Here is a 21,811-nt window from a genome sequence, read left to right on the forward strand (position 1 = left end):
CGGCCGGGCAGCTGGGCGGGGCTGCCGCGGTGCCGCGGCTGTGCGCACCCGGCGCAGACCCCGGTTCCGGGGCGACGACGTCCGCCGCGGCGCCGCTGTGGTCGGCGCTGGACCGGGCCGGCTACGCCCTCGAGGCGCTGGCCGCCCGCACCGGGCCGACCGGCGCACCGGCGGACGCTGCCCTGCGGCAGGCTCGCGCGGACGTGGCGGACCTGCTGGAGGCACCCGTTGCGCGCGGGGTGCTCGCGGCGGAGCCCGGGCTGCGCGCCGGCGCCTACGTCCTGCCCGGCCGGCTCTGGGAGGACCCCCGCCGGGGCGCCGGAGCGGCGGCGGGCGACGTGCAGGAGGCCGCCGCGCACGCCCTCGCCCAGGGCGGGCCGGCGACACGCTGCTGGGCGCTCCGAGCGCTGGAGCGGGCCGGCACGCTCCGCGCGGAGGTCAGCGGCGAGGTGGACGCCCTGCCCGGGGTGCTCCCCGACGACCCCTCCGCCGTGCCCGGCGCACCGTGACGCACGGCCGGCGTCGCCCCGGGACGACCCGGTGACCCGTCGCCGGAGGTCGGGCCGGGCCACGGCCCCGCCGGGCTCGGCCCCGCAGGAACGGGGCCCGCGGAGCAAGGTCCCCGGATCAGGCCCCGCGCAGCACGTCGACGCCCAGCTTGAGGATCAGCAGCGAGACCACGCTGAGGAACACGACGCGGATGAACCGGTTGCCGCGGGCCACCGCGGTGCGCGCCCCGAGGTAGCCGCCCACCATGTTGGACAGGCCCAGCAGGAGCCCCAGGCCCCACAGCACCGAGCCGTGCCCGAAGAAGAACAGCAGGGCGCCCACGTTGGTGGCCAGGTTGACGACCTTCGCCTTCGCGCTCGCGGCCAGGAAGCTGTAGCCCAGCAGGGTGATCATGGCGATCACGAGGAAGGACCCGGTGCCCGGGCCCATCACGCCGTCGTAGAAGCCGATCACCGTGCCGATCACCATCGCGGTCCCGTAGTGCCGGGCCCCGCTGTGGCGCAGCTCGGTGAGCTGGCCGACGGTGGGCTGGGCGACGGTGAACAGCAGCACGGCTACCAGCGCCGCGAGGATGATGGGCCGGAACACCTCCTCGGGCAGGGACGCGGCCAGGGCCGCGCCGCCGAAGCTTCCGGCCAGCGCGACCCCGGCCATGGGCAGGGCCGTGCGCAGGTCCGGGGAGGTGCGGCGGTAGAACGTCAGCGCGCTCGTGGCCGTGCCGAACACGGAGCCCATCTTGTTGGTGGCCAGCGCCTGCACCGGGCTGATGCCGGGGACCATGAGCACCACCGGCAGCTGCAGCAGCCCGCCGCCGCCGACGACGGCGTCGATGAACCCGGCGGCCAGCCCGGCGGCGACCAGCAGGACCACGACGCCGGGGTCCACCTGCTCCAGGCCGGAGGCCCCCAGCCAGCCCTCGAGCTGGTCCACGGGCTCAGCCGCGCACGGCTGCGGAGACCACGGCGGCGACGCCGTCCCGGGCCACGTCCTCGCTGGTGCCGCTCGCGCGGTCCTTGAGCTCCAGCAGGCCGTCCTTGAGCCCGCGGCCGACCACCAGGACGGTGGGCACGCCGAGCAACTCGGCGTCGCCGAACTTCACGCCCGGGGAGACCTTGGGGCGGTCGTCGAAGAGCACCTCGATGCCCTCGGCCTCGAGCTCGGCCACGATCCGCTCGGCCTCCTCGAGCACCTCGGGGCCCTTGCCGGTGGCGACCACGTGCACGTCGGCCGGGGCGACCTGACGGGGCCAGAGCAGTCCCTTGTCGTCGTGGTAGGCCTCGGCCAGGGCGGCCACCGCGCGGGTCACGCCGACCCCGTAGGAGCCCATGGTCACGGTGACGAGCTTTCCGTTGCGGTCCAGGACCTTCAGCCCGAGGGCCTCGGCGTACTTGCGGCCCAGCTGGAAGATGTGGCCCATCTCGATGCCGCGGGCCGCCTCGAGCGGCCCGGAGCCGTCCGGGGCGGGATCGCCGGCCCGGACCTCGGCGCACTCCAGGACGCCGTCCCAGGTGAAGTCCCGCCCGGCCGTGAGGTCGTAGACGTGCTTGCCGGCCACGTTCGCCCCGGTGATCCAGCGGGTGCCTCGGACCACCCGCGGGTCGACGAAGAAGGGGATCCCGGTCGAGGACCGCTCGCCGAGCACGGCCTGGTCGAGGCTCATGCCCGGGCCGATGTAGCCCTTCACCAGCAGCGGGCAGGTGCGCAGGTCCTCGTCGGTGGCCTGCTCCACCAGCACCTCCCCGGAGACCTCCAGGGCGGCGCCGACGCCGGCCTCGATGCGCTTGAGGTCCACGGCGCGGTCCCCGGGCAGGCCGACCGCCACGAGCCGGCGCTCGCCGTCGGGCAGGACGACGGCCAGCACCACGTTCTTGAGCGTGTCCGCGGCGGACCAGGGTCCCTCGTCGCGCGGGTGCAGCTCGTTCGAGCGCTCCACGAGCGTGTCGATGGTGGGGCTGGCCGGGGTGTCGAGCACGCGCGCCTCGGGGGCGGCGTCGACGTCGCGCTCGGGCGGCACCACCGTGGTGACCGCCTCGACGTTGGCCGCGTAGCCCCCGGCCGAGCGCACGAAGGTGTCCTCCCCGATCGGGGTGGGGTGCAGGAACTCCTCGGAGCGGGAGCCGCCCATGGCCCCGGACTGCGCCGACACGGCGATCACGGGCAGGCCCAGACGCTCGAAGATCCGGACGTAGGCCTCGCGGTGGCGGGCGTAGGACTCGTCGAGGCCGGCGTCGTCGACGTCGAAGGAGTAGGAGTCCTTCATCACGAACTCGCGTCCGCGCAGCAGGCCGGCGCGCGGCCGGGCCTCGTCCCGGTACTTGGCCTGGATCTGGTAGAGGGTGACCGGGAGGTCCTTGTAGGAGGAGTACAGGTCCTTCACGAGCAGCGTGAACATCTCCTCGTGCGTGGGCGCCAGGAGGTAGTCGGCCTCCTTGCGGTCCTTCAGGCGGAAGAGGTTCTCGCCGTACTCCGTCCACCGGTTGGTGACCTCGTAGGGCTCGCGCGGCAGCAGCGCCGGGAAGTGCACCTCCTGGGCGCCGATCGCGTCCATCTCCTCGCGCACCACCCGTTCCACCTTCGCGAGCACCCGCAGGCCCATCGGCAGCCAGGTGTAGATGCCGGGAGCGGCGCGGCGGATGTAGCCGGCGCGCACGAGCAGCCGGTGGCTGTCCACCTCGGCGTCGACGGGGTCTTCGCGGAGGGTCCGCAGGAACAGGGAGGAGAGGCGCAGCGCCACGTGGGCTCCGTTTCTCCCGGGGAGCGCGGCGAGGTGCGGCCGGGTCCGGGGCGTCGAGAGAGGGTGCGGCACCGGCGGCGCCGCGGATTCCGGTCAAATCTACACCCCCGGCGCCGCACCGGACGGCGCGCCCGGTGGGCGCTCAGAGCAGGACGGTCGCGAAGGTCCCGACCTGGCGGAAGCCGACCCGTTCGTAGGTGGCCAGGGCGCGGGTGTTGTAGTCGTTGACGTAGAGGCTGATCACCGGGGTGGTGCGGCGGGCCAGGCGCACCGCGGCGGCCATGCACGGCGCCGCCAGCCCGCGGCCGCGGTGCGCCGGGTCGACCCACACTCCCTGCACCTGGGCGACCCCGCGGGCGACCGAGCCGAGGTCGGCCTTGAACACCACCCGGTCCCGCTCGTCGGTGAGCACGAGGCATCGTCCCGAGCCGACGAGGGCGGCCACCCGGTCCCGGTAGCCGCGGTCCCCGCCGGAGTACGGTGAGTAGCCGACCTCCTCCTCGAACATCGCGGCGCTGGCCGGCAGCACGGCGGGCAGGTCGGCGCTGGTGGCGAACCGGACACCGGGGTGCGGCGCGGGCGCCGGGTCGTGGTCGATCGCCAGCAGGGGCTGCACCGGGCGGACGTCGAAGGGCCGCGGCCACGAGCGCTCGAGCCGGGACCACAGTCCGAGCACCGGTGCGGCCGGACCGAAGACGGAGGCGTACCGGGCCCCGCCCCGGCGCAGGTGCCCGGCCACGAGGTCGAGGCCGGGCTCGTCGAGGGTGATCGGGACGACGTTGGTGCCCGTCCAGCACGCGCCGGTGAGCCGCCCGTCCGGATCCGCCGTGCCGACGACCGGCGGCACCCGGGAACCGCGGCCGCGGCGGTGGGACTCCACGTGGGCGGCCACGAAGGCGTGGGCGACGGGGTCCGCCCCGAGCAGGCGGTCCAGCTCGTCCGGGTCGACCTCCCCCGACGGCACGAGCCGCGGCGCCGTCCTCCGCTGCGTCCTCACCCGTTCGTCACCGTCCCGTCAGCTGACGCTCACCACGGGGCTGCCGGTGGCGCTCTCCCCGTCCCCGTCCGCGTCCATCTCGGCGGCGATGCGGTTGGCCTCCTCGATCAGGGTCTCCACGATGAGGTCCTCGGGGACGGTCTTCACGACTTCGCCCTTGACGAAGATCTGGCCCTTGCCGTTGCCGGAGGCCACCCCGAGATCGGCCTCGCGGGCCTCGCCGGGGCCGTTGACGACGCAGCCCATGACGGCGACGCGCAGCGGGACCGTGAGGCCCTCCAGGCCCGCGGTGACCTCGTCCGCGAGGGTGTAGACGTCCACCTGGGCGCGTCCGCACGAGGGGCAGGAGACGATCTCGAGCTTGCGCGGGCGCAGGCCCAGGGACTGCAGGATCTGGTTGCCCACCTTGACCTCCTCGACCGGGGGCGCGGAGAGCGAGACCCGGATGGTGTCGCCGATGCCCTGGGAGAGCAGGGCGCCGAAGGCGGTGGCGGACTTGATGGTGCCCTGGAACGCCGGGCCGGCCTCGGTCACGCCCAGGTGCAGGGGCCAGTCCCCGCGCTCGGCCAGCAGCTGATAGGCCCGCACCATGGTGACGGGGTCGTTGTGCTTGACCGAGATCTTGAAGTCGTGGAAGTCGTGCTCCTCGAACAGGGACGCCTCCCACACCGCGGACTCCACGAGCGCCTCCGGGGTGGCCTTCCCGAAGCGGTCCATGATCCGCTGGTCCAGGGAGCCCGCGTTCACCCCGATCCGGATGGACACCCCGGCAGCCTTGGCCTCCTGGGCGATCTGGGCGACCTGGTCGTCGAACTTGCGGATGTTGCCGGGGTTCACGCGCACGGCGGCGCACCCGGCCTCGATGGCCTTGTACACGTACTTCGGCTGGAAGTGGATGTCGGCGATCACCGGGATCGGGGACTTCATCGCGATGATCGGCAGGGCGTCGGCGTCGTCCTGCGACGGGCAGGCCACCCGGACGATGTCGCACCCGGCGGCGGTCAGCTCGGCGATCTGCTGCAGGGTCGCGTTGATGTCCGTGGTGGGGGTCGTCGTCATGGACTGCACGCTGACCGGCGAGTCGGAACCGACCCCCACGGACCCGACCCGGATCTGCCGGGTCTTCCGGCGCGGGGACAGGACGGGCTGGGGTGCGGCGGGCATGCCGAGGCTGACCGGGGTCAAGGGTTCCTCCGAGGAGTTCGCGGACAGATGCGGGAACGGTGGCGGGCGGACCCGGTCGCCGGGTCCGTCGTCGCCTCCCATTGTGCCCCATGCCCCCGGGCGCTTCCTGGGGCGGTCCCCGGATTCCTCCGTGGCCGAACGGCTCAGAACAGCTGGACGGGCTTCACGATGTCCGCGTAGACCAGCAGGACCGACATCCCGATCATCAGCGCGGCCACGGCGTAGGTCAGCGGGAGCAGCCGCGCCGGGTCGAACGGGCCCGGGTCGGCGCGGCCCAGCAGCCGGGCGGCGCCCCGCCGCAGGCCCTCCCACAGGGCGCCGGCCACGTGCCCGCCGTCCAGCGGCAGGAGGGGCAGCAGGTTGAAGACGAACAGCGCCAGGTTCACCGATCCGACCAGCCCCACCAGGGAGGCGGCCTTGTCCCGCAGCTCGATCTCCTCGTGGGCGGCGATCTCCCCGGAGATGCGGCCGATCCCGACCACGGAGATGGGTCCGTCCGGGTCCCGCGGCGCGTCCGAGAACGCGGCCTGCCCCACCTCGTAGACCCGCTGCGGCAGGTGCAGCACGATCCCGGCGATCTGCTCCAGCCCGTCGAGCACCGCCCCGGGCACCGCGGTGAGCGGCTGCCGGACGGGAACGGCGGTGGGGCTGATCCCGATGAACCCCACGTCCTCGTAGCGGGGCGCGCCGTCGGGTCCCGTCACGGCGGCCCCGGTGTCGTCGACCACCGGGCGGGAGGTGAGGATCGGGGTGAGCACGGTCCGCACCTCCGTGCCGTCGCGCTCGACCACCACGGGGATCCGCTCCCCGGCGCGGTCGCGGACCCGCGCGGTGAGCTCCTCCCACGTGGTCACGGGGGCCCCGGCGACGGCAGTGACGACGTCCCCGGGACGCAGCCCGGCCGCGTTGGCCGGCGCCTCGGGGTCTCCGGCGCGGCACTCGGCCTGCCCGGCGGCCTGCCGCTCGGCGGGCACCACGCACTCCGAGACCCACGCGACCGTCGTGGTCGGCGTCGCGGTGCCGAACCCGGTGAGCAGCACGGCGAGGCACACGTTGCCCAGCAGCAGGTTCATCACGGGCCCGCCGAGCATGATCACGATCCGCTTCCACACGGGCAGGCGGTAGAAGACGCGGTCCTCGTCCCCGGGGGCCAGCTGCACGGCGGAGGCGCTGCGGGCCTCGGCGGCGAGCTGCTGGAGCACCCCGGTGCCGGCGGTCCGCGCCGTGCTCCCCGACCGGGCGGGCGGATACATCCCGACCATGGAGATGTAGCCGCCCAGCGGCACGGCCTTGAGCCCGTACTCGGTCTCCCCGCGGCGACGCGAGAACACGGTGCGGCCGAAGCCGACCATGTACTGGGTGACCCGCACGCCGAAGAGCTTGGCGGGGACCAGGTGGCCGAGCTCGTGCAGGGCGATCGAGGCCGCGATGGCCACGGCGGCGAGCAGCACGCCCACGAGGAACAGGACCACGCCCATCCGGGGACCTCCGGGGATCGTCGGGTCGTCCCCGGCGGTCGCCGGGGACGGCAGGGGCCGCGCGTGCGCGGCGAGGACCAGTGTGCACCACGATCCTGGACGCAGGGTGTCACGCTCCCGCGCACGACGACGGCCGGCCGCCTCCGGGGAGGGACCGGCCGTCGCGGGCACCGCTGCGGCGCCGGGGCGTCAGCGGCGCAGGATGCGCCGCGCCAGCCGGTTGCCCACCAGCTGGACCAGCTGCACGAGGACGACGATCACGGCGACCGCCGCCCACGTGACCTCGTCGTTGAACCGCTGGTAGCCCAGGCGCAGGGCGAAGTCGCCCAGTCCCCCGGCGCCGATGGCCCCGGCCATCGCGGACATGTCCGTGATGCCGATGACCAGGAAGGTGTAGCCGAGCACCAGGGGCCCGAGCGCCTCGGGCAGGATCACGGTGGTGATGATCCTCCCGCGCGAGACGCCCATCGAGCGGGCCGCCTCCACCACCCCGGGGTCCACGCTCATCAGGTTCTGCTCGACGATGCGCGCGACCGCGAACATCGCCCCGATGGTCATCGCGAAGATCGCCGCGTTGGGGCCCAGACGGGTCCCGACGACCTGCTGCGTCAGCGGCCCGAGTGCCGCCAGAAGGATGATGAAGGGGATCGGCCGGACGAAGTTCACGACGAGGTTGAGCCCCTCGTGCACCACGCGGTTCTCCAGGATGTTGCCCCGGCGGGTCACGTAGAGCCCCACGCCCACGAGCATCCCGAGCAGCCCGGCGAGCACGAGGGTGACGGACACCATGTAGAGGGTCTCCCCGAGCGCGGAGAGCAGCTCGGGACCCAGGACGGACCAGTCGTTCACGCGGCCACCTCTCTCAGGCTCGTGATGCGGGACAGCTCGTCGACCACGGCCTGCACGGCCGCGTCCTCGCCGGTCAGCTCGAAGGTCAGGGACCCGAAGGACTGCTCCTGGAGCACGCTGATCCCGCCGTAGGCGATGGTGAAGCGGACCCCGCGGGCGGCGCCGTCGGAGAGCACACCGCCGATGTCCACGCCGTCGCCGACGTCCACGATCACCAGGCGCCCGCGGTGCGCCCGGCGCAGCCGCTCGACCTCGCGCTCGTCCGGCACCGAGTGCAGGACGGAGGAGACGAAGCGGCGTGCGGTCTCGGTGCGGGGCCGGGCGAAGATGTCCACCGTCGAGCCGTGCTCCACGACCTTGCCGTCCTGCATCACGGCGACGCGGTCGGCGATCGCCCGGACCACGTCCATCTCGTGGGTGATGATCACGATCGTGATGCCCAGCTCCCGGTTGACCCGCTGCAGCACCTGCAGCACCTCCTGGGTGGTCTCCGGGTCGAGGGCGCTGGTCGACTCGTCGGCCAGGAGCAGCTTGGGGCTGGTCGCCAGGGCACGGGCGATGCCCACGCGCTGCTTCTGCCCGCCGGAGAGCTGCTCCGGGTAGTTCCCGGCGCGCGCGGACAGGCCCACGAACTCCAGCAGCTCGGCGACCCGGGCCCGCCGCTTCTCCTTCGGCCAGCCGGCCCGCTTGAGCGGGTACTCGACGTTGCCGGCCACGGTCCGGGACGTGAACAGGTTGAACTGCTGAAAGATCATCCCGATCTCCTGCCGGACGGGCGCGAGCTCGGTCTCCTTGCGCCCGGCGACCTCGAAGCCCTCCACGGTCAAGGACCCCGAGGAGACGGGCTCGAGCCCGTTGATCAGCCGTACCAGGGTGGATTTGCCCGCCCCGGAGTAGCCGATCACGCCGAAGATCTCGCCGCGGTGGACGTCGAGGCTGACGTCGTCGACGGCCAGCACCTCACGCGCGGCCCGGCCGGAGCCGGTGCGGAAGGACTTCGAGACGTTGCGGAAGGAGACGAGCACCTCGTCCGGGCGCCCGCGTGCGGACGGCACCGCAGCGCTCACTGCCCCTGGTCCTTCAGCTCCTGCTGGTAGCGCGCGGTCAGCTCCTGCAGCTCCTCCGGCTCCAGCTGCAGCGGCACGGCCGTGTCCTTGGTCTCCTCCATCTCGGCGTCGATGACGGACTGCTCGTGGTAGAGGTCCGCCACCTGCCGGAGGGTCTCGTCGTCGGCCAGCTCCTCGGTGGTGGTGAAGAGGTTGACATAGGCGCGGGAGCCCTCCGCCTCGGGGTCGTCCTGGGCCAGGGCGGACTTCGGGTCGATGTCCGCGCGGGCGAGGAAGTCGTTGTTGATCACCGAACCTGCCACCGAGTCCATGGAGAGCACCGTCTGCTCGGCCGACACGGGGGTGACCCGCACCGTGGAGGCCTCGGTGTCGACGTCGAGCTCGGTCGGGATGAGGGTGTCGCCCTTCAGCTCCACGAGACCGGCCGACTCGAGCACGAGCAGGGCCCGGGACAGGTTCACGGCGTCGTTCGGGACGGCGATCTCGTCGCCCTTCTGGAACTGGTCCACGGAGTCGTACTCGTTGGAGTACAGGCCCAGCGGGTAGATCGACGTCGAGCCGATCGGGGTGATGGAGCCCCCGGCGGAGTTGTTGTAGTCGGCGAGGAAGGGAACGTGCTGGAACCAGGTCATGTCCACGTCGCCGGACTCGGTGGCCGGGTTGGGCTGGTTGTAGTCCGAGAAGTCGACGTACTCGACGGTGATGCCCTGTTCCTCGGCCAGCCGCTTGAGAGCGTCGTGCGTCGGGTGCGAGCCGACGACGCCGATGCTCACCTTGCCGTCGGCCAGGGCGCCCTCGCCGGCCTGGTCGGAGCCGCCGCAGGCGGTGAGGGTGAGGCCGAGGGTGGTGGCCAGGGCGAGGAAGGTGAGGCGCTGCGATCGCATGTCGTGCCTTTCCGTGGGTCCAGGAGGTCGGGAGTCTCCACCAGTCCCACCAGGACCGACGGCCACGGTCGAGGGCACGCCGGAGGGCGCGTCCGCGGTCGAACCGTACTTGCCGCCGGCCCACGATGGCCGGTGCCGGATGGTTCACCTGGGGCACCCCACTACGGGAGAGGGTTGCCGCCCAGCAAGCCAGGGCTGCGCGCTGGGACTCGTCATCCGCCCGACAGACTAGCACGTGCGCCGGGTCCGGCCCGGTCAGCGGGCGAGGACCTCCTGCGCCCGCCGCCGGGCCCAGCGCTCGGCCTCCAGGACGGCGCCGAGGTCCAGGACGCCGCCGTCCTGGTGCTCGCCCAGCACCGTCTCCACCGTGTCCACGATCGCCGGGAACCGGATCCGCCCGTCATGGAAGGCGTGCACCGCCTCCTCGTTGGCGGCGTTGAACACCGCCGGGTGGGTGCCCCCGCGCTCCCCCGCGGCCTTGATGAGCTCGACGGCGGGGAACGCGTCCCGGTCCAGCGGCTCGAAGGTCCACTCGGTGGCGCGGGTCCAGTCGCACGCGGCGGCGGCGCCGGGCACCCGGTGCGGCCAGGCGAGACCGAGGGCGATGGGCAGGCGCATGTCCGGCGGCGAGGCCTGCGCCAGCGTCGACCCGTCCACGAACTGGACCATGGAGTGCACCACCGACTGGGGGTGGACGACCACGTCGATGCGCTCGAGGGGAATGTCGAAGAGCAGGTGGGCCTCGAGCACCTCCAGGGCCTTGTTCACCATGGAGGCCGAGTTGGTGGTGACCATCACGCCCATGTCCCAGGTGGGGTGGCGCAACGCCTCGCGCGGGGTGACCGCCTCCAGCTCCGCCCGGGTGCGGCCGCGGAACGGCCCGCCCGAGGCCGTCAGGACGAGCCGGTCCACCTCGGCGGCGCTGCCGCCGCGCAGCGCCTGCGCCAGGGCGGAGTGCTCGGAGTCCACCGGGATCAGCGCGTCCGGGCGGCCCGAGGCCGCCGCCGCCTCCTTCACCAGCGCTCCTCCGGCGATCAGCGACTCCTTGTTGGCCAGCGCCAGCCGGTGCCCGGCCCGCAGTGCCGCCAGGGTGGGGGCGAGGCCGATCGAGCCGGTGATCCCGTTGAGCACGAGGTCGGCCTCGGGGTGCGCCGCGGCCGCCGTGGCGGCCTCGGGACCGTGCAGGATCTCGGGCCGGTAGTCCCCGGCGCCGGCGGCCGCGGCGCGCTCGCCGATCCGCCGGGCCAGCTCCTGGGCGTCCTCACCGCTGCCGCTCGTCGCCACCACGGCGGCGCGGGTCTCCACGGCCTGCTCCGCCAGCAGCGGCAGACGGCCCCGGCCGGCCGCGAGGGCCACCACGCGGAACGGCGCCCCGCCGTCGAGCCGGTTCGCCGCGCGCACGACGTCGAGCGCCTGGGTGCCGATCGACCCGGTCGACCCGAGCACGACGATCCGGCGGGGGCCGGCGGCGGCCAGCGCGCGCAGCTCGGGCGTCGGCTCGGAGGTCGGCTCGGGGGTCGTTTGGGGGCGGGGCGCGGCGGAGGGGGAGCTCATGGCCCCAGTATCCCCCAGCCGGACCGGCGCCCTGCCGCGGCGGGTCCGGACGGACCGAGGCCCCGGTCACCGTTTCCGGTGGCCGGGGCCTCGGGTTCCGCTGAGGGTGCGGATCAGTGCGTGCGGCCCTTGCGGCCGGTGAGCGCACCGTAGATGAAGAGCACGATGAGCGCTCCCACGACGGCGGTGATGATCGTGCCGATGTCGAACACGGACTCGAGGCTGCCGATGCCGATCAGCGAGCCCAGGAAGCCTCCGAGGAGGGCGCCGATGATGCCGAGCACGATCGTGACGATGATGCCGCCACCCTGGTTGCCCGGCATGATGAGCTTGGCGAGGGCGCCCGCGATGAGACCGAGGACGATCCAGCTGATGATTCCCATGATTGCTCCTTATCCGTCCCGGGAGGGACCTTCATTGTAAGCAACCGGCGAGTTTCCCAGGAATACCCTGGGCCGGCTTCTGCGCTCACCCTACCGGACTGTCAGCCCTCTGTCTTTTCCCGTTCGCGAATTCCAGGTGTGTCGACGGGATCGGCTCCGGCCCGCCCGGAGCCGGAGCTTCGGGCGGGCCGGGAGTCCTCCCAGGTCGGAGCGGGAACGCCGTCAGTGCGCGACGGGCTTCTCCGCACCGATGCCTGTGAGCGAACGCACTTCCATCTCGGACTGCTTGACCGGGTCCTCCAGGCGCCGCTCCGTCATGGAACCGATGAAGCCGAGGAGGAAGGACGCCGGGATGGACACGATGCCCGGGTTCTGCAGCGGGAACCAGGCGAAGTCGGCCGTGGGGATCATGGAGGTCTCGGCCCCGGACATCACCGGGGAGAAGACGATCAGGACCACCGAGAGGATCAGGCCGCCGTACATGGACCAGACCGCGCCGCGGGTGGTGAACCGCCGCCAGTACAGCGAGTACAGGATGGTCGGCAGGTTCGCCGAGGCCGCCACGGCGAAGGCGAGCGCCACGAGGAACGCGACGTTCTGGCCCTGCGCCCCGATCCCGCCCGCGATGGAGACGATGCCGATGACCACCACGGTGGTCTTGGCGACGCGCAGCTCCTGGCGGGGGTCGGAGTTCCCCTTCTTGATCACGCTGGTGTAGATGTCGTGGGCGAACGAGGCCGAGGCCGTGATGGCCAGGCCGGCGACGACCGCGAGGATCGTGGCGAACGCCACGGCAGCGATGATGCCCATGAGCAGCGAGCCGCCGAGCTCGAAGGCCAGCAGCGGGGCCGCGGAGTTCACGCCGCCCGGGGCCGCCTGGATCCGCTCGGCGCCGATGAGGGCCGCCGCGCCGAAGCCCAGGACGAGGGTGAAGAGGTAGAACAGGCCGATCAGCCCGATCGCCCAGACCACCGAGGTGCGGGCCTCCTTGGCGGTGGGCACGGTGTAGAAGCGCATCAGCACGTGGGGCAGGCCGGCGGCGCCGAAGACCAGGGCCAGCCCCAGGGAGATGAAGTCCAGCTTGCTGGTCTCGCTGACCCCGTAGCGCAGACCCGGCTCGAGGATCGCGGGGTTGCCGGAGACGGCGACCGCGTCGCCCAGCAGGGAGGAGAGGTTGAAGCCGTAGAGCGCCAGGATCCAGACGGTCATCACCGCCACGCCGGAGACGAGGAGCACGGCCTTGATGATCTGCACGTAGGTGGTGCCCTTCATCCCGCCCACGAGCACGTAGACGATCATGAGCACGCCCACGACGACGATGACGAGGGACTGTCCCGTCCGCGAGCTGATGCCCAGCAGCAGGGACACCAGCGCTCCGGCGCCGGCCATCTGGGCCAGCAGGTAGAACGCGGACACCGCGAGGGTGGAGATCGACGCCGCCACGCGCACCGGGCGCTGGCGCAGCCGGAAGGACAGGACGTCGGCCATCGTGAACTTCCCGGTGTTGCGCAGGAGCTCGGCGATGAGCAGCAGAGCCACCAGCCAGGCCACGAGGAAGCCGATGGAGTAGAGGAACCCGTCGTAGCCCTGGACGGCGATCGCGCCGACGATGCCCAGGAAGGACGCCGCCGAGAGGTAGTCGCCGGCGATCGCCAGACCGTTCTGCGTCCCGCTGAACCCGCGGCCGCCGGCGTAGTAGTCGGCCGCCGTGGCCGTGGACTTGGAGGCCCGCAGCACGATCACCATGGTGACGACGACGAAGGCCCCGAAGATGGAGATGTTGATCCAGGGCGTGCCGACCGTTTCCGTGGTGGCGGTCGCCATGGGCGCGAGCGCGGTGGGGAGGTGGTGCATCGGTCAGTTCTCCTGTCCGTGGACGCCGCGGGTGCTCCCGAGGCTGGGCTCGAGGCGCTCCCGGATGGCCGTGGCCTTCGGGTCCAGCTTGCGGTTGGCGAAGGACACGTAGGCGCCCGTGATCGCGAAGGTGGTGACGAACTGGAGCAGCCCCAGGATCACGCCCAGGTTGACGTTGCCGACCACCCGGATGGCGAAGAGCTGCGGGACGTACATGGCGAGCACCACGTACAGCAGGTACCAGACCAGGAAGGCGACGGCGAGCGGGAAGACGAAGCCGCGGTGGGTCTTCCGCAACTCCTGGAACTCGGGCGACCGCTGGGCCGCGGGGAAGTCGACGTCGGCGACGAGGTCGTCGGCGTCGATGGGTGGCTGGGTGGACATGGGCTACCTCCTCATGTGATGCGGACCACACTAGGCCGTTGTATGCAGAGGGGCAAGACGAAGCACCGGGAATTCCCAGTTTGGGGCAAGAATGTGACACGGAGAGTGCATTCTGGACGATTAGAGTCCAAGGCTGTATACACAGCCGCCGGAGGCGGTCGGGTCAGCGCAGCGCCAGCAGGAGCTGGACCGCGCGGTCCAGGAAGGCGTCCACCTGCTGCTCCTCGTAGCTGCGCTCGCCGTGCGCGGGCGGGAAGACGGCCCCGCGCAGCTCGGCCGGGTCCAGCGGGCCGGAGTCCGTCAGCCGGGCGCCGAGGCGCTCGCACAGGACGTCGACGTGGGCGGCGGAGTAGCCTTGCGCCCGGGACCGCCGGGGGTGCCGGAAGCGCTGGGCGCGCGGCCGCTCGATCCGCCCGCGCAGTAGTACGGTCAGGGCCTCGACGTGCTGCTGCCAGGCCTCGGGCCCGCGCAGGCACAGGACCTGCTCGCGCTCGGCGGCGGCGAGGGCGTCCTCGGCGGTGTCCAGGACCTCGTCGACGGCCTCCGGCCGGTAGCCGCCCCGCGCCCCGGAGAACACGGTCGCGCGCACGTGCGTGCTGAGCAGCGGGGCGCGCCCCTCCAGCGGGGAGGGACCGGGCCCCTCCAGGGCCTCCCGCACGCGGGCGAGGAAGGCGTCCACCTCGGCGACGTCGTAGCCCTGGGCGCCCTCGGGGGAGCGCGGGATGCGGGGCACCGGGAAGCGGGCTGCGGAGTGCTCGGCGGCCATGGGCGGGTGGTCCTGGGCGGCCCGGTCAGGCGCCCGTGGCGAACAGCGCGAAGAGCAGGTATCCGGCGGGGACGGCGAAGAGGATGGAGTCGATCCGGTCCATCACGCCCCCGTGACCGGGCAGCAGCGTGCCCATGTCCTTGATCCCCAGCTCGCGCTTGACCATGGACTCGGAGAAGTCGCCGAGGGTGGCGGCCAGCACGAGGGCCACGGCCAGGACGGCGCCCTGCCACCAGGCGTGGTCGAGCAGCAGCACGGCGCACAGGATGCCGATCAGCACGGAGCCGCCCAATGAGCCGGCGAAGCCCTCCCAGGACTTCTTCGGGCTGATCCTCGGGGCCATGGGGTGGCGGCCCCAGACCACCCCCACGGCGTAGCCGCACGTGTCCGAGCCGACGGCCAGCAGGATGACGGTGAGCACCTTCAGGGCCCCGGCGTCCGTGTGGTAGAGCAGCAGGGCGATGCTGAGCAGGAACCCGACCCAGACGAGGGCGAAGACCGAGCCCATGATGGACAGGATCATCCCGTTCCGGTCGCCCAGCGCCCGCCACACGATCACCAGGGTCAGGCCCACGACCACGGCCATCATGAGGGCCTCTCCCCCGCCGGCGAACGCGGCGAGGGGCATGAGCACCCCGGCGGTGACCGCCGGGACGCGCGGGATGGAGATGCCGCGGTAGCGCAGCGACCGCCCGACCTCCCAGACCCCGATCCCGGCGGCCGCGCCGGCGAGCAGGGCGAGCACGACGGGCTGGAAGAACAGGCCCACGAGCAGGGTCCCGATGAGCACCACGGCGACGCCCACGGCGGCCGGCAGGTTCCGTCCGGCACGGGAGGGAGCGGTGTGCCGCCGCTCCCGGCGGCCCGGCGCCGCCGCCGCGTCCCGGGTGCCGGGGGCACGAGAGGGGAAGGCCTCCCCGGCGGGTCCCGGGGAAGCCTTCAGCTCCTGGTGCGGGCGTCGCGGGTCCGGCATCAGACCTGCAACAGCTCCGCTTCCTTGTTCTTGAGCATCTCGTCGATCTGCTCGATGTGCTTCTTGGTCACGGCGTCGAGGTCCTTCTCGGCGCGCTTGCCCTCGTCCTCGCCGATGTCGCCGTCCTTGACGGTCTTCTCGATCTGGTCCTTGGCGTGCCGGCGGATGTTGCGCACCGACACCCGGGCCTCCTCGGCCTTGTGCCCGACGATCTTCACGTACTCCTTGCGGCGCTCCTGGGTCAGCTCCGGCATGACCACCCGGATGACGTTGCCGTCGTTGGCCGGGTTGGCCCCGATGTCCGAGTTGCGCAGCGCCTTCTCGATGTCGGTCAGGGCCGAGCGGTCGTAGGGGGTGATGAGCAGGGTGCGGGCCTCGGGGTTCTGGAAGGAGGCGAGCTGCTGCAGGGGGGTGGGCGTGCCGTAGTACTCGACGAGGACGCTGGAGAAGAGGGAGGGGTTGGCCCGGCCCGTGCGGATGCCGGCGAAGTCCTCCTTGGCGCCGTCCACGGCCTTGCCCATCTTGGTCTTCGCTTCGGACAGGATGTCTGAGATCACGTAGGAGCTCCTTCGTCGGGTCGCACGGAGTCCTCCGCGCGGGGTCGGTTCCGCCGGGGACGGCGCCGCAGGCGCCCGTCCCGGGCATGCTGGCCCCAGTCTAGCGCCGGGCCGCCGGGGGCCGGATCAGGCGGTGACCAGGGTGCCGATCTGCTCCCCGAGGAGCGCGCGGGTGACGTTGCCCTCCCCCTGCATGCCGAACACGCGCATCGTCACGTCGTTGTCGCGGCACAGGCTGAAGGCCGTCTGGTCCATCACGCGGATGTCGCGGGCCAGGGCCTCGTCGTAGGTCAGCGCGGACAGCCGCTGGGCGTCCGGGTTCGTGCGCGGGTCGGCCGTGTAGACGCCGTCGACCCCGTTCTTGGCCATCAGCACCTCGTCCGCGTGCACCTCGAGGGCGCGCTGGGCGGCGACGGTGTCGGTGGAGAAGTAGGGCAGCCCGGCCCCGGCGCCGAAGATCACGACGCGGTCCTTCTCCATGTGGCGGATGGCGCGCCGCGGGATGTACGCCTCGGCGACCTGCTCCATCTTGATCGCGGACTGCACCCGCGTGTCGACCCCGCACTGCTCGAGGAAGTCCTGCAGGGCCAGGCAGTTCATGACGGTGCCGAGCATCCCCATGTAGTCGGCCCGGGAGCGGTCCATGCCGGCCTGGGAGAGCTCCGCGCCGCGGAAGAAGTTGCCGCCGCCGACGACGATAGCGGTCTCAACCCGGCCGACCGTCGCCGCGATCTGCTCGGCGATGTCGCGGATCACGCGGGTGTCCACGCCGATGGATCCGCCGCCGAAGACCTCGCCCGAGAGCTTCAGCAGGACCCGGCGCCGCGTGGGGGTGACCCGCGGGCCACGGCTCAGGCGGAGGGCCTCGTCCTGGATCTCGGACGCTGAAGTGGTGGGCATGGTTCCTCCCGGCGACGACGGTGCTGCTGGACGGGCACGGTCCCGCGAGGGTGGGGTGGAGCGGGCCCGGGCCTCCCTCAGCATACAGAACACCCGGCTCGCCCTCCGCCGGCACCGGCGGTCACCGGGGCATCGCCGCAGGTGGGAGCGAGTATGACGAAGGGAGGCGACCCTGCGGTGCAGGGTCGCCTCCCTCCGGCGGGACGCCGTGGCGCCCGGACGGGCCCGGTCAGGCGCCGACGCGGAAGCGGGCGAAGGCCGTGGCGGTCGCACCGGCCTCCTCGAGCACCTTGCCGACGGTCTTCTTGGAGTCCTTGGCGAAGTCCTGGTCGAGCAGGACGACGTCCTTGTAGTAGCCCTTCAGGCGGCCGTTGATGATGTTCGGGAGGATCTTCTCCGGCTTGCCCTCGGCGCGGGCGGTCTCCTCGGCCACGCGCTTCTCCGACTCGACGGTCGCGGCGGGCACGTCCTCCTCGGAGAGGAAGGTCGGGGACATCGCGGCGATGTGCACGGCCACGTCGTGGGCGACCTGGTCCGCCTGGGCGCCGGAGGCGGCCAGCAGCACGCCGACCTGGGCCGGGAGGTCCTTGGAGGTCTTGTGCAGGTACACGGCCACGTTCTCGCCCTCGACGCGGGCGAGGCGGCGGACGACGACCTTCTCGCCGAGCAGCGCACCGGTCTCGGTGACCAGCTCGGAGACGGCCTTGCCGTCGGCCTGGGCCTCCATGAGCTCCTCGAGGGAGTTCGCGTCGGCGGCGACGGCGGCCTCGAGGACCTTGTTGCCGAACTCGACGAACGGGGCGGACTTGGCCACGAAGTCGGTCTCGGAGTTGACCTCGACCAGGTAGCCCACGTTGCCCTCGACGCGCGCGGCCACGAGGCCCTCGGCCGTGGCGCGGCCCTCGCGCTTGGTGACGCCCTTCAGGCCCTTGACGCGGATGATCTCCTGGGCCTTCTGCAGGTCGCCGTCGGCCTCGTCGAGGGCCTTCTTGACGTCGAGCATGCCGGCGCCGGTGCGCTCCCGCAGGGCCTTGATCTCAGCGGCGGTGTAGTTCGCCATGTGAACTCCTCACGTAGTCGGTGGTGCCGGCCGGGGCGCGCTGGCGCCCCGGCAGGCGTCCGGTGGAGATGGTGCCCCACCGGGGAAAACGGACGATGAACGGAGACTACTCGGCGGCGGTCTCGGTCTCGGCGGGGGCGACGGCCTCGGTCTCGACGGCGGTCTCGGCCGGCGCCTCGGGGGCGGAGGCCTGCTCGGCGGCGTGCTGCTCGAGCAGCTCGCGCTCCCACTCGGCCATCGGCTCCGCGGCCTGGTCCGCGCCGCCGGACTTCTTGTTGTGGCGCTCCATGAGGCCCTCGGCCACGGCGTCGGCGATCACGCGGGTCAGCAGGTTGACGGAGCGGATCGCGTCGTCGTTGCCCGGGATCGGGAAGGCGACCTCGTCGGGGTCGCAGTTGGTGTCGAGGATCGCGACGACCGGGATGCCCAGCTTCTGGGCCTCGTCCACGGCCAGGTGCTCCTTCTTGGTGTCCACGATCCAGACCAGGGACGGGGCCTTGGTCAGGTTACGGATGCCGCCGAGGGTGCGCTCCAGCTTCTCCTTCTCGCGACGCAGGAGCAGCAGCTCCTTCTTGGTGTACTGCGAGCCGGCGACGTCGTCGAAGTCGATCTCCTCGAGCTCCTTCATGCGCTCGATGCGCTTGGAGACCGTGGTGAAGTTGGTGAGCATGCCGCCCAGCCAGCGGTGGTTCACGTAGGGCATCCCCACGCGGGTGGCCTGCTCGGCGATGGCCTCCTGCGCCTGCTTCTTCGTGCCGACGAACAGGATGGTGCCGCCGTGGGCCACGGTGGTCTTTACGGCCTCGTAGGCGCGGTCGATGAAGGACAGCGACTGCTGGAGGTCGATGATGTAGATGCCGTTGCGCTCGGTGAAGATGAAGCGCTTCATCTTCGGGTTCCAGCGGCGGGTCTGGTGGCCGAAGTGCACGCCGCTGTCGAGGAGCTGGCGCATGGTAACGACGGACATGTCGTCTCCTTGTTCTCGTGCGGGAGGGCGTGCGACGACGCCCGGCCCGCGGGTACGGTTATCGGCTGCGTCCGGTGGACGAGCCCCTGGCGCAGCGGTGAGCGGAACCGAAGAGGCTCCGCTGCCGGGCCGCCGTACCGCACCCCGCCGGGACGGGGAACGCGGACCGGGGCGGCCGGGCCGGGACAGGAGATCCCGGCGGCGCTGCGCGCGAAGTCAGCTGCTCACCACCGCGCCGTCGGAACCGGCGCGGAGCCGGGTCCGGAGTGGTCACGAGGGCGCGCCGCGAGGCGCGCAGAGAGCACACTGCGGGGTCAACTGTACTACACGGGCCCCGTTGCCCCTGCACACCCCCGGCCGCGCACGGGCTTTCACCCGGGGCCGTCCACAAGGCGGCGGGGCGGGCCCCGCGCGCGGCTCCGTCGCCGCCAGGGTGGGGGCATGAGCCCCGTTTCGCCCCGGTTCCGCACGACCCGCCGGCCTCGCTTGCCGATCGCCGTGGTCCTGGCCCTCGTCGCGCTCCTGGCGGGGACACCGCTGCCGGCCTCCGAGGAAAGCGGCTGGGTCTGGCCGCTGGTGCCCCGGCCGGCGGTGGTGGGCGACTGGGCCGCCCCGGCGCAGCGCTGGGGCCGGGGGCACCGCGGCGTGGACCTGGCCGCGGCCCCTGGCGCGGCCGTGCGCTCCCCCGCCGACGGCACCGTGAGCTTCGTGGGTTTCGTGGTGGACCGCCCGGTGCTCACGGTCGACCACGGCGGCGGCCTGCGCTCGAGCTTCGAGCCCGTCGAGTCAGCTCTCGTGCGCGGGGACCGGGTCCGCCGCGGGCAGGTGCTGGGCGTGCTGCGCGGGCGCGACCACTGCGGGGTGGCCGCCTGCCTGCACTGGGGCGTGCGCCGGGGCCGGGACTACCTCAATCCGCTGCAGTTCGTCGGTGCCCTGGAGCCCTCGGTCCTGCTGCCCGTTCCCGAGCGGCCGCACGCGGCGGCTCAGCCGTCCTGGCTGCCCTCGTCCTCGCCGCCCGCGTCCTGGACGTCCTCGAGGCCCTGCTCGACCTCCGCGACCCCCTCCTCGGCGCCCTGCTCGAGGTCCTGCTGGACCTCCTCCGCGCCCTGCTCGACGTCCTGCTGGATCTCCTCGGCGCCGAGGTCGCAGCCGGTCAGCGCGGCGAGCGCGAGCGCCGCGAGGGACAGGGGTCTCCACAGCCTGCGGCGGGTCATCGGAACATCTCCTCGGTCGGTGGTGCGTGCCTCGCAGCACCAGTGCACCACATCCGGCCGCGGCGCGCACCCGCCCGGAGACAGTGGAGCACCCCTCCCACCGGACGGACACGGTGACAGGGGTGCAGGGGTAGGGCCGGTGGGGCTTGAACCCACGACCGAAGGATTATGAGTCCTCTGCTCTGACCAGCTGAGCTACGGCCCCGCGCCGGGCGGGCCGGCGGCGCAGACCACGTTACCGCACCAGGGCACCCAGCCTGGCCCGCAGCCGGCGCGGCCGCCCGCCGCGGTCGTGCCCGGGATCGGGCTGCCCCCCGCGGTAGATCCGCACGAACGTCTCCAGGGTGCGCGGGAAGCTGTGCTGGGCCACCTTGCGCCGGCTCTCCCGCCCCATCCGGGCCCGCTCCTCGGTGGTCGCCCCGAGCACGAGGCCCAGCTTGCAGGACAGGTCGCGGGCGTCCCCGGGACGGAACAGCCAGCCGTTGACCCCGTCCTCGGCCAGGTGCGGCAGGGCCCGGGCGTCGGCCAGGACGACCGGGCGGGACGCCGACATCGCCTCCAGGGTCACCAGCGACTGCAGTTCGGCCGTGCCCGGCTGGCAGAAGACGTCGGCGCGCAGATAGGCGGCGCGCAGCTCCTCGTCGGGGACGTAGCCGAGGAAGTGCACCCGGTCGCCGACACCCAGGGCCAGTGCGAGCTTCTCGAGCCCGGCGCGCTGCTCCCCGTCCCCGGCGAGCTCCAGGTGGGCGCCGAGCTCGGCCGGGAGCAGGGACATGGCCTCGATGAGCACGTCCACGTTCTTCTCCACCGCGAGACGGCCGGTGAACAGGACGGTCGGGCGCGCACCGCGGTGCGCCCGCTCCCCGGCGTGGGGCTCGTAGTCGGAGATCCGGATCCCGTTGGACACGGCGAGCACGGTGTCCGGGAAGCCGTTGCGGACCATGGTCTGCACGGCCAGCGGCGTGGGGGCGGTCACCACGTCGCACCGGCCGAGGACGCGCACCATGTCCCGCCAGGAGACCCTGCGGTAGAGGTCGAGGACCCACTGCGGGAACGGCAGGAAGGGTTCCAGGTTCTCCGGCACGAAGTGGTTGGTGCCCACCGTCCGGATGCCCCGGCGCCGGGCCTCGCGCACGAGCAGCCGGCCCAGGATGTAGTGGCACTGGACGTGCACGACGTCGGGGGCCACCTCGTCGAACACCCGGCGGATCTCCCCCGCCACCTGCCACGGGAAGCAGAGCCGGAAGTACGGGTGGGTGAAGGCCCGGTGGGAGCGCAGCCGGTGCTCCACGACGCCGTCGTCCTCGGCGCGTGCGGACGGCCCGCGGCCGGTCCGGGCGCAGACCACGTGCACCCGGTGCCCCTGATCGTGCAGACCCCGGGCGAGCCGGTGCCCGAACTGCGCGGCCCCGTTGACGTCCGGCGGGTACGTCTCGGCGCCCAGCAGCACGGTCAGGGGGCGGTCGGTGGTCCTGGTCTCGGCGCTCAAGCGTGG

General features: G+C 72.7%; 21 protein-coding genes, 1 tRNA gene, 1 pseudogene and 1 riboswitch. Of the genes and pseudogenes, 2 read left to right on the forward strand and 21 right to left on the reverse strand.

Annotated features, from left to right (window positions below; genetic code table 11):
• Nucleotides 1-509: hypothetical protein (locus ABL57_RS22155; RefSeq protein ID WP_047801859.1), on the forward strand; the 509-nt coding region annotated here is incomplete at its 5' end.
• A gap of 118 nt (nucleotides 510-627) precedes the next feature.
• On the opposite strand, the gene ABL57_RS02445 is transcribed toward ABL57_RS22155, so the two are convergent.
• From ABL57_RS02445 to rpsB, 18 genes are all read right to left on the reverse strand, one after another.
• On the reverse strand, nucleotides 628-1,440 hold the full coding sequence (locus ABL57_RS02445; RefSeq protein WP_082157174.1) for a TSUP family transporter: 813 nt from the start codon (nucleotides 1,438-1,440) through the stop codon (nucleotides 628-630).
• Nucleotides 1,441-1,444: 4 nt separating this feature from the next.
• On the reverse strand, nucleotides 1,445-3,244 hold the full coding sequence (locus tag ABL57_RS02450) for a proline--tRNA ligase (RefSeq protein WP_047801860.1): 1,800 nt from the start codon (nucleotides 3,242-3,244) through the stop codon (nucleotides 1,445-1,447).
• A 142-nt stretch (nucleotides 3,245-3,386) separates the two neighbouring features.
• Complete coding sequence (locus ABL57_RS02455) at nucleotides 3,387-4,241, reverse strand: DUF4081 domain-containing GNAT family N-acetyltransferase (RefSeq protein WP_238985954.1); 855 nt, start codon at nucleotides 4,239-4,241, stop codon at nucleotides 3,387-3,389.
• 18 nt (nucleotides 4,242-4,259) lie between these two features.
• Nucleotides 4,260-5,426, reverse strand: a complete 1,167-nt coding sequence (gene ispG, locus ABL57_RS02460; protein WP_047801899.1) for a flavodoxin-dependent (E)-4-hydroxy-3-methylbut-2-enyl-diphosphate synthase — start codon at nucleotides 5,424-5,426, stop codon at nucleotides 4,260-4,262.
• A gap of 143 nt (nucleotides 5,427-5,569) precedes the next feature.
• Nucleotides 5,570-6,904, reverse strand: a complete 1,335-nt coding sequence (locus ABL57_RS02465) for an RIP metalloprotease (protein ID WP_047801862.1) — start codon at nucleotides 6,902-6,904, stop codon at nucleotides 5,570-5,572.
• 189 nt (nucleotides 6,905-7,093) lie between these two features.
• Complete coding sequence (locus ABL57_RS02470) at nucleotides 7,094-7,693, reverse strand: methionine ABC transporter permease (RefSeq protein WP_082157179.1); 600 nt, start codon at nucleotides 7,691-7,693, stop codon at nucleotides 7,094-7,096.
• Nucleotides 7,694-7,749: 56 nt separating this feature from the next.
• On the reverse strand, nucleotides 7,750-8,820 hold the full coding sequence (locus ABL57_RS02475) for a methionine ABC transporter ATP-binding protein (protein ID WP_082157175.1): 1,071 nt from the start codon (nucleotides 8,818-8,820) through the stop codon (nucleotides 7,750-7,752).
• Complete coding sequence (locus ABL57_RS02480; protein WP_047801864.1) at nucleotides 8,817-9,704, reverse strand: MetQ/NlpA family ABC transporter substrate-binding protein; 888 nt, start codon at nucleotides 9,702-9,704, stop codon at nucleotides 8,817-8,819. The genes ABL57_RS02475 and ABL57_RS02480 overlap by 4 nt, the downstream gene beginning before the upstream one ends.
• 100 nt (nucleotides 9,705-9,804) lie before the next feature.
• A riboswitch (SAM riboswitch) is annotated at nucleotides 9,805-9,921 on the reverse strand.
• A gap of 38 nt (nucleotides 9,922-9,959) precedes the next feature.
• The gene (gene dxr / locus ABL57_RS02485; RefSeq protein WP_082157176.1) at nucleotides 9,960-11,258 is read right to left on the reverse strand and encodes a 1-deoxy-D-xylulose-5-phosphate reductoisomerase; all 1,299 of its coding nucleotides are present in this window, start codon (nucleotides 11,256-11,258) and stop codon (nucleotides 9,960-9,962) included.
• A gap of 113 nt (nucleotides 11,259-11,371) precedes the next feature.
• Complete coding sequence (locus tag ABL57_RS02490; RefSeq protein WP_047801865.1) at nucleotides 11,372-11,641, reverse strand: GlsB/YeaQ/YmgE family stress response membrane protein; 270 nt, start codon at nucleotides 11,639-11,641, stop codon at nucleotides 11,372-11,374.
• A gap of 222 nt (nucleotides 11,642-11,863) precedes the next feature.
• Nucleotides 11,864-13,495, reverse strand: a complete 1,632-nt coding sequence (locus tag ABL57_RS02495; RefSeq protein ID WP_047801866.1) for a cation acetate symporter — start codon at nucleotides 13,493-13,495, stop codon at nucleotides 11,864-11,866.
• A gap of 3 nt (nucleotides 13,496-13,498) precedes the next feature.
• Complete coding sequence (locus ABL57_RS02500) at nucleotides 13,499-13,879, reverse strand: DUF485 domain-containing protein (protein WP_047801867.1); 381 nt, start codon at nucleotides 13,877-13,879, stop codon at nucleotides 13,499-13,501.
• A gap of 163 nt (nucleotides 13,880-14,042) precedes the next feature.
• Entirely contained in the window at nucleotides 14,043-14,645 is a 603-nt protein-coding gene (locus ABL57_RS02505) for a DivIVA domain-containing protein (protein ID WP_047801868.1), read from the reverse strand.
• A gap of 25 nt (nucleotides 14,646-14,670) precedes the next feature.
• Nucleotides 14,671-15,618, reverse strand: a complete 948-nt coding sequence (locus ABL57_RS02510; RefSeq protein ID WP_047801869.1) for a phosphatidate cytidylyltransferase — start codon at nucleotides 15,616-15,618, stop codon at nucleotides 14,671-14,673.
• Nucleotides 15,618-16,175 carry a ribosome recycling factor gene (gene frr, locus ABL57_RS02515; protein ID WP_047801870.1) on the reverse strand — a complete coding sequence of 186 codons (558 nt, stop codon included), beginning with the start codon at nucleotides 16,173-16,175 and terminating at the stop codon, nucleotides 15,618-15,620. The genes ABL57_RS02510 and frr overlap by 1 nt, the downstream gene beginning before the upstream one ends.
• A 126-nt stretch (nucleotides 16,176-16,301) precedes the next feature.
• Nucleotides 16,302-17,075 (reverse strand): UMP kinase, encoded by a 774-nt coding sequence (pyrH, locus tag ABL57_RS02520; protein WP_238985955.1) that lies wholly within the window; start codon nucleotides 17,073-17,075, stop codon nucleotides 16,302-16,304.
• Between the two features lie 229 nt (nucleotides 17,076-17,304).
• Nucleotides 17,305-18,135 carry a translation elongation factor Ts gene (gene tsf, locus ABL57_RS02525; protein ID WP_047801871.1) on the reverse strand — a complete coding sequence of 277 codons (831 nt, stop codon included), beginning with the start codon at nucleotides 18,133-18,135 and terminating at the stop codon, nucleotides 17,305-17,307.
• Nucleotides 18,136-18,241: 106 nt separating this feature from the next.
• The gene (gene rpsB, locus ABL57_RS02530; RefSeq protein ID WP_047801872.1) at nucleotides 18,242-19,102 is read right to left on the reverse strand and encodes a 30S ribosomal protein S2; all 861 of its coding nucleotides are present in this window, start codon (nucleotides 19,100-19,102) and stop codon (nucleotides 18,242-18,244) included.
• Between the two features lie 441 nt (nucleotides 19,103-19,543).
• On the opposite strand from rpsB, the pseudogene ABL57_RS21055 reads away from it, so the two are divergent.
• Nucleotides 19,544-19,957, forward strand: a pseudogene (locus tag ABL57_RS21055) (peptidoglycan DD-metalloendopeptidase family protein); the annotation flags it as partial.
• A 128-nt stretch (nucleotides 19,958-20,085) separates the two neighbouring features.
• Here the strand turns inward: ABL57_RS21055 and ABL57_RS02540 are convergent.
• From ABL57_RS02540 to ABL57_RS02550, 3 genes are all read right to left on the reverse strand, one after another.
• Complete coding sequence (locus ABL57_RS02540; RefSeq protein ID WP_047801874.1) at nucleotides 20,086-20,316, reverse strand: hypothetical protein; 231 nt, start codon at nucleotides 20,314-20,316, stop codon at nucleotides 20,086-20,088.
• Between the two features lie 131 nt (nucleotides 20,317-20,447).
• Nucleotides 20,448-20,521: transfer RNA gene (locus tag ABL57_RS02545), tRNA-Ile, on the reverse strand.
• Nucleotides 20,522-20,551: 30 nt separating this feature from the next.
• Nucleotides 20,552-21,805: a glycosyltransferase gene (locus ABL57_RS02550; protein ID WP_047801875.1), complete on the reverse strand. Its 1,254-nt coding sequence runs from the start codon at nucleotides 21,803-21,805 to the stop codon at nucleotides 20,552-20,554.
• Nucleotides 21,806-21,811 lie beyond the last annotated feature (6 nt).

This window comes from Kocuria sp. SM24M-10 (assembly GCF_001027955.1).
GTDB lineage: Bacteria > Actinomycetota > Actinomycetes > Actinomycetales > Micrococcaceae > Kocuria > Kocuria oceani.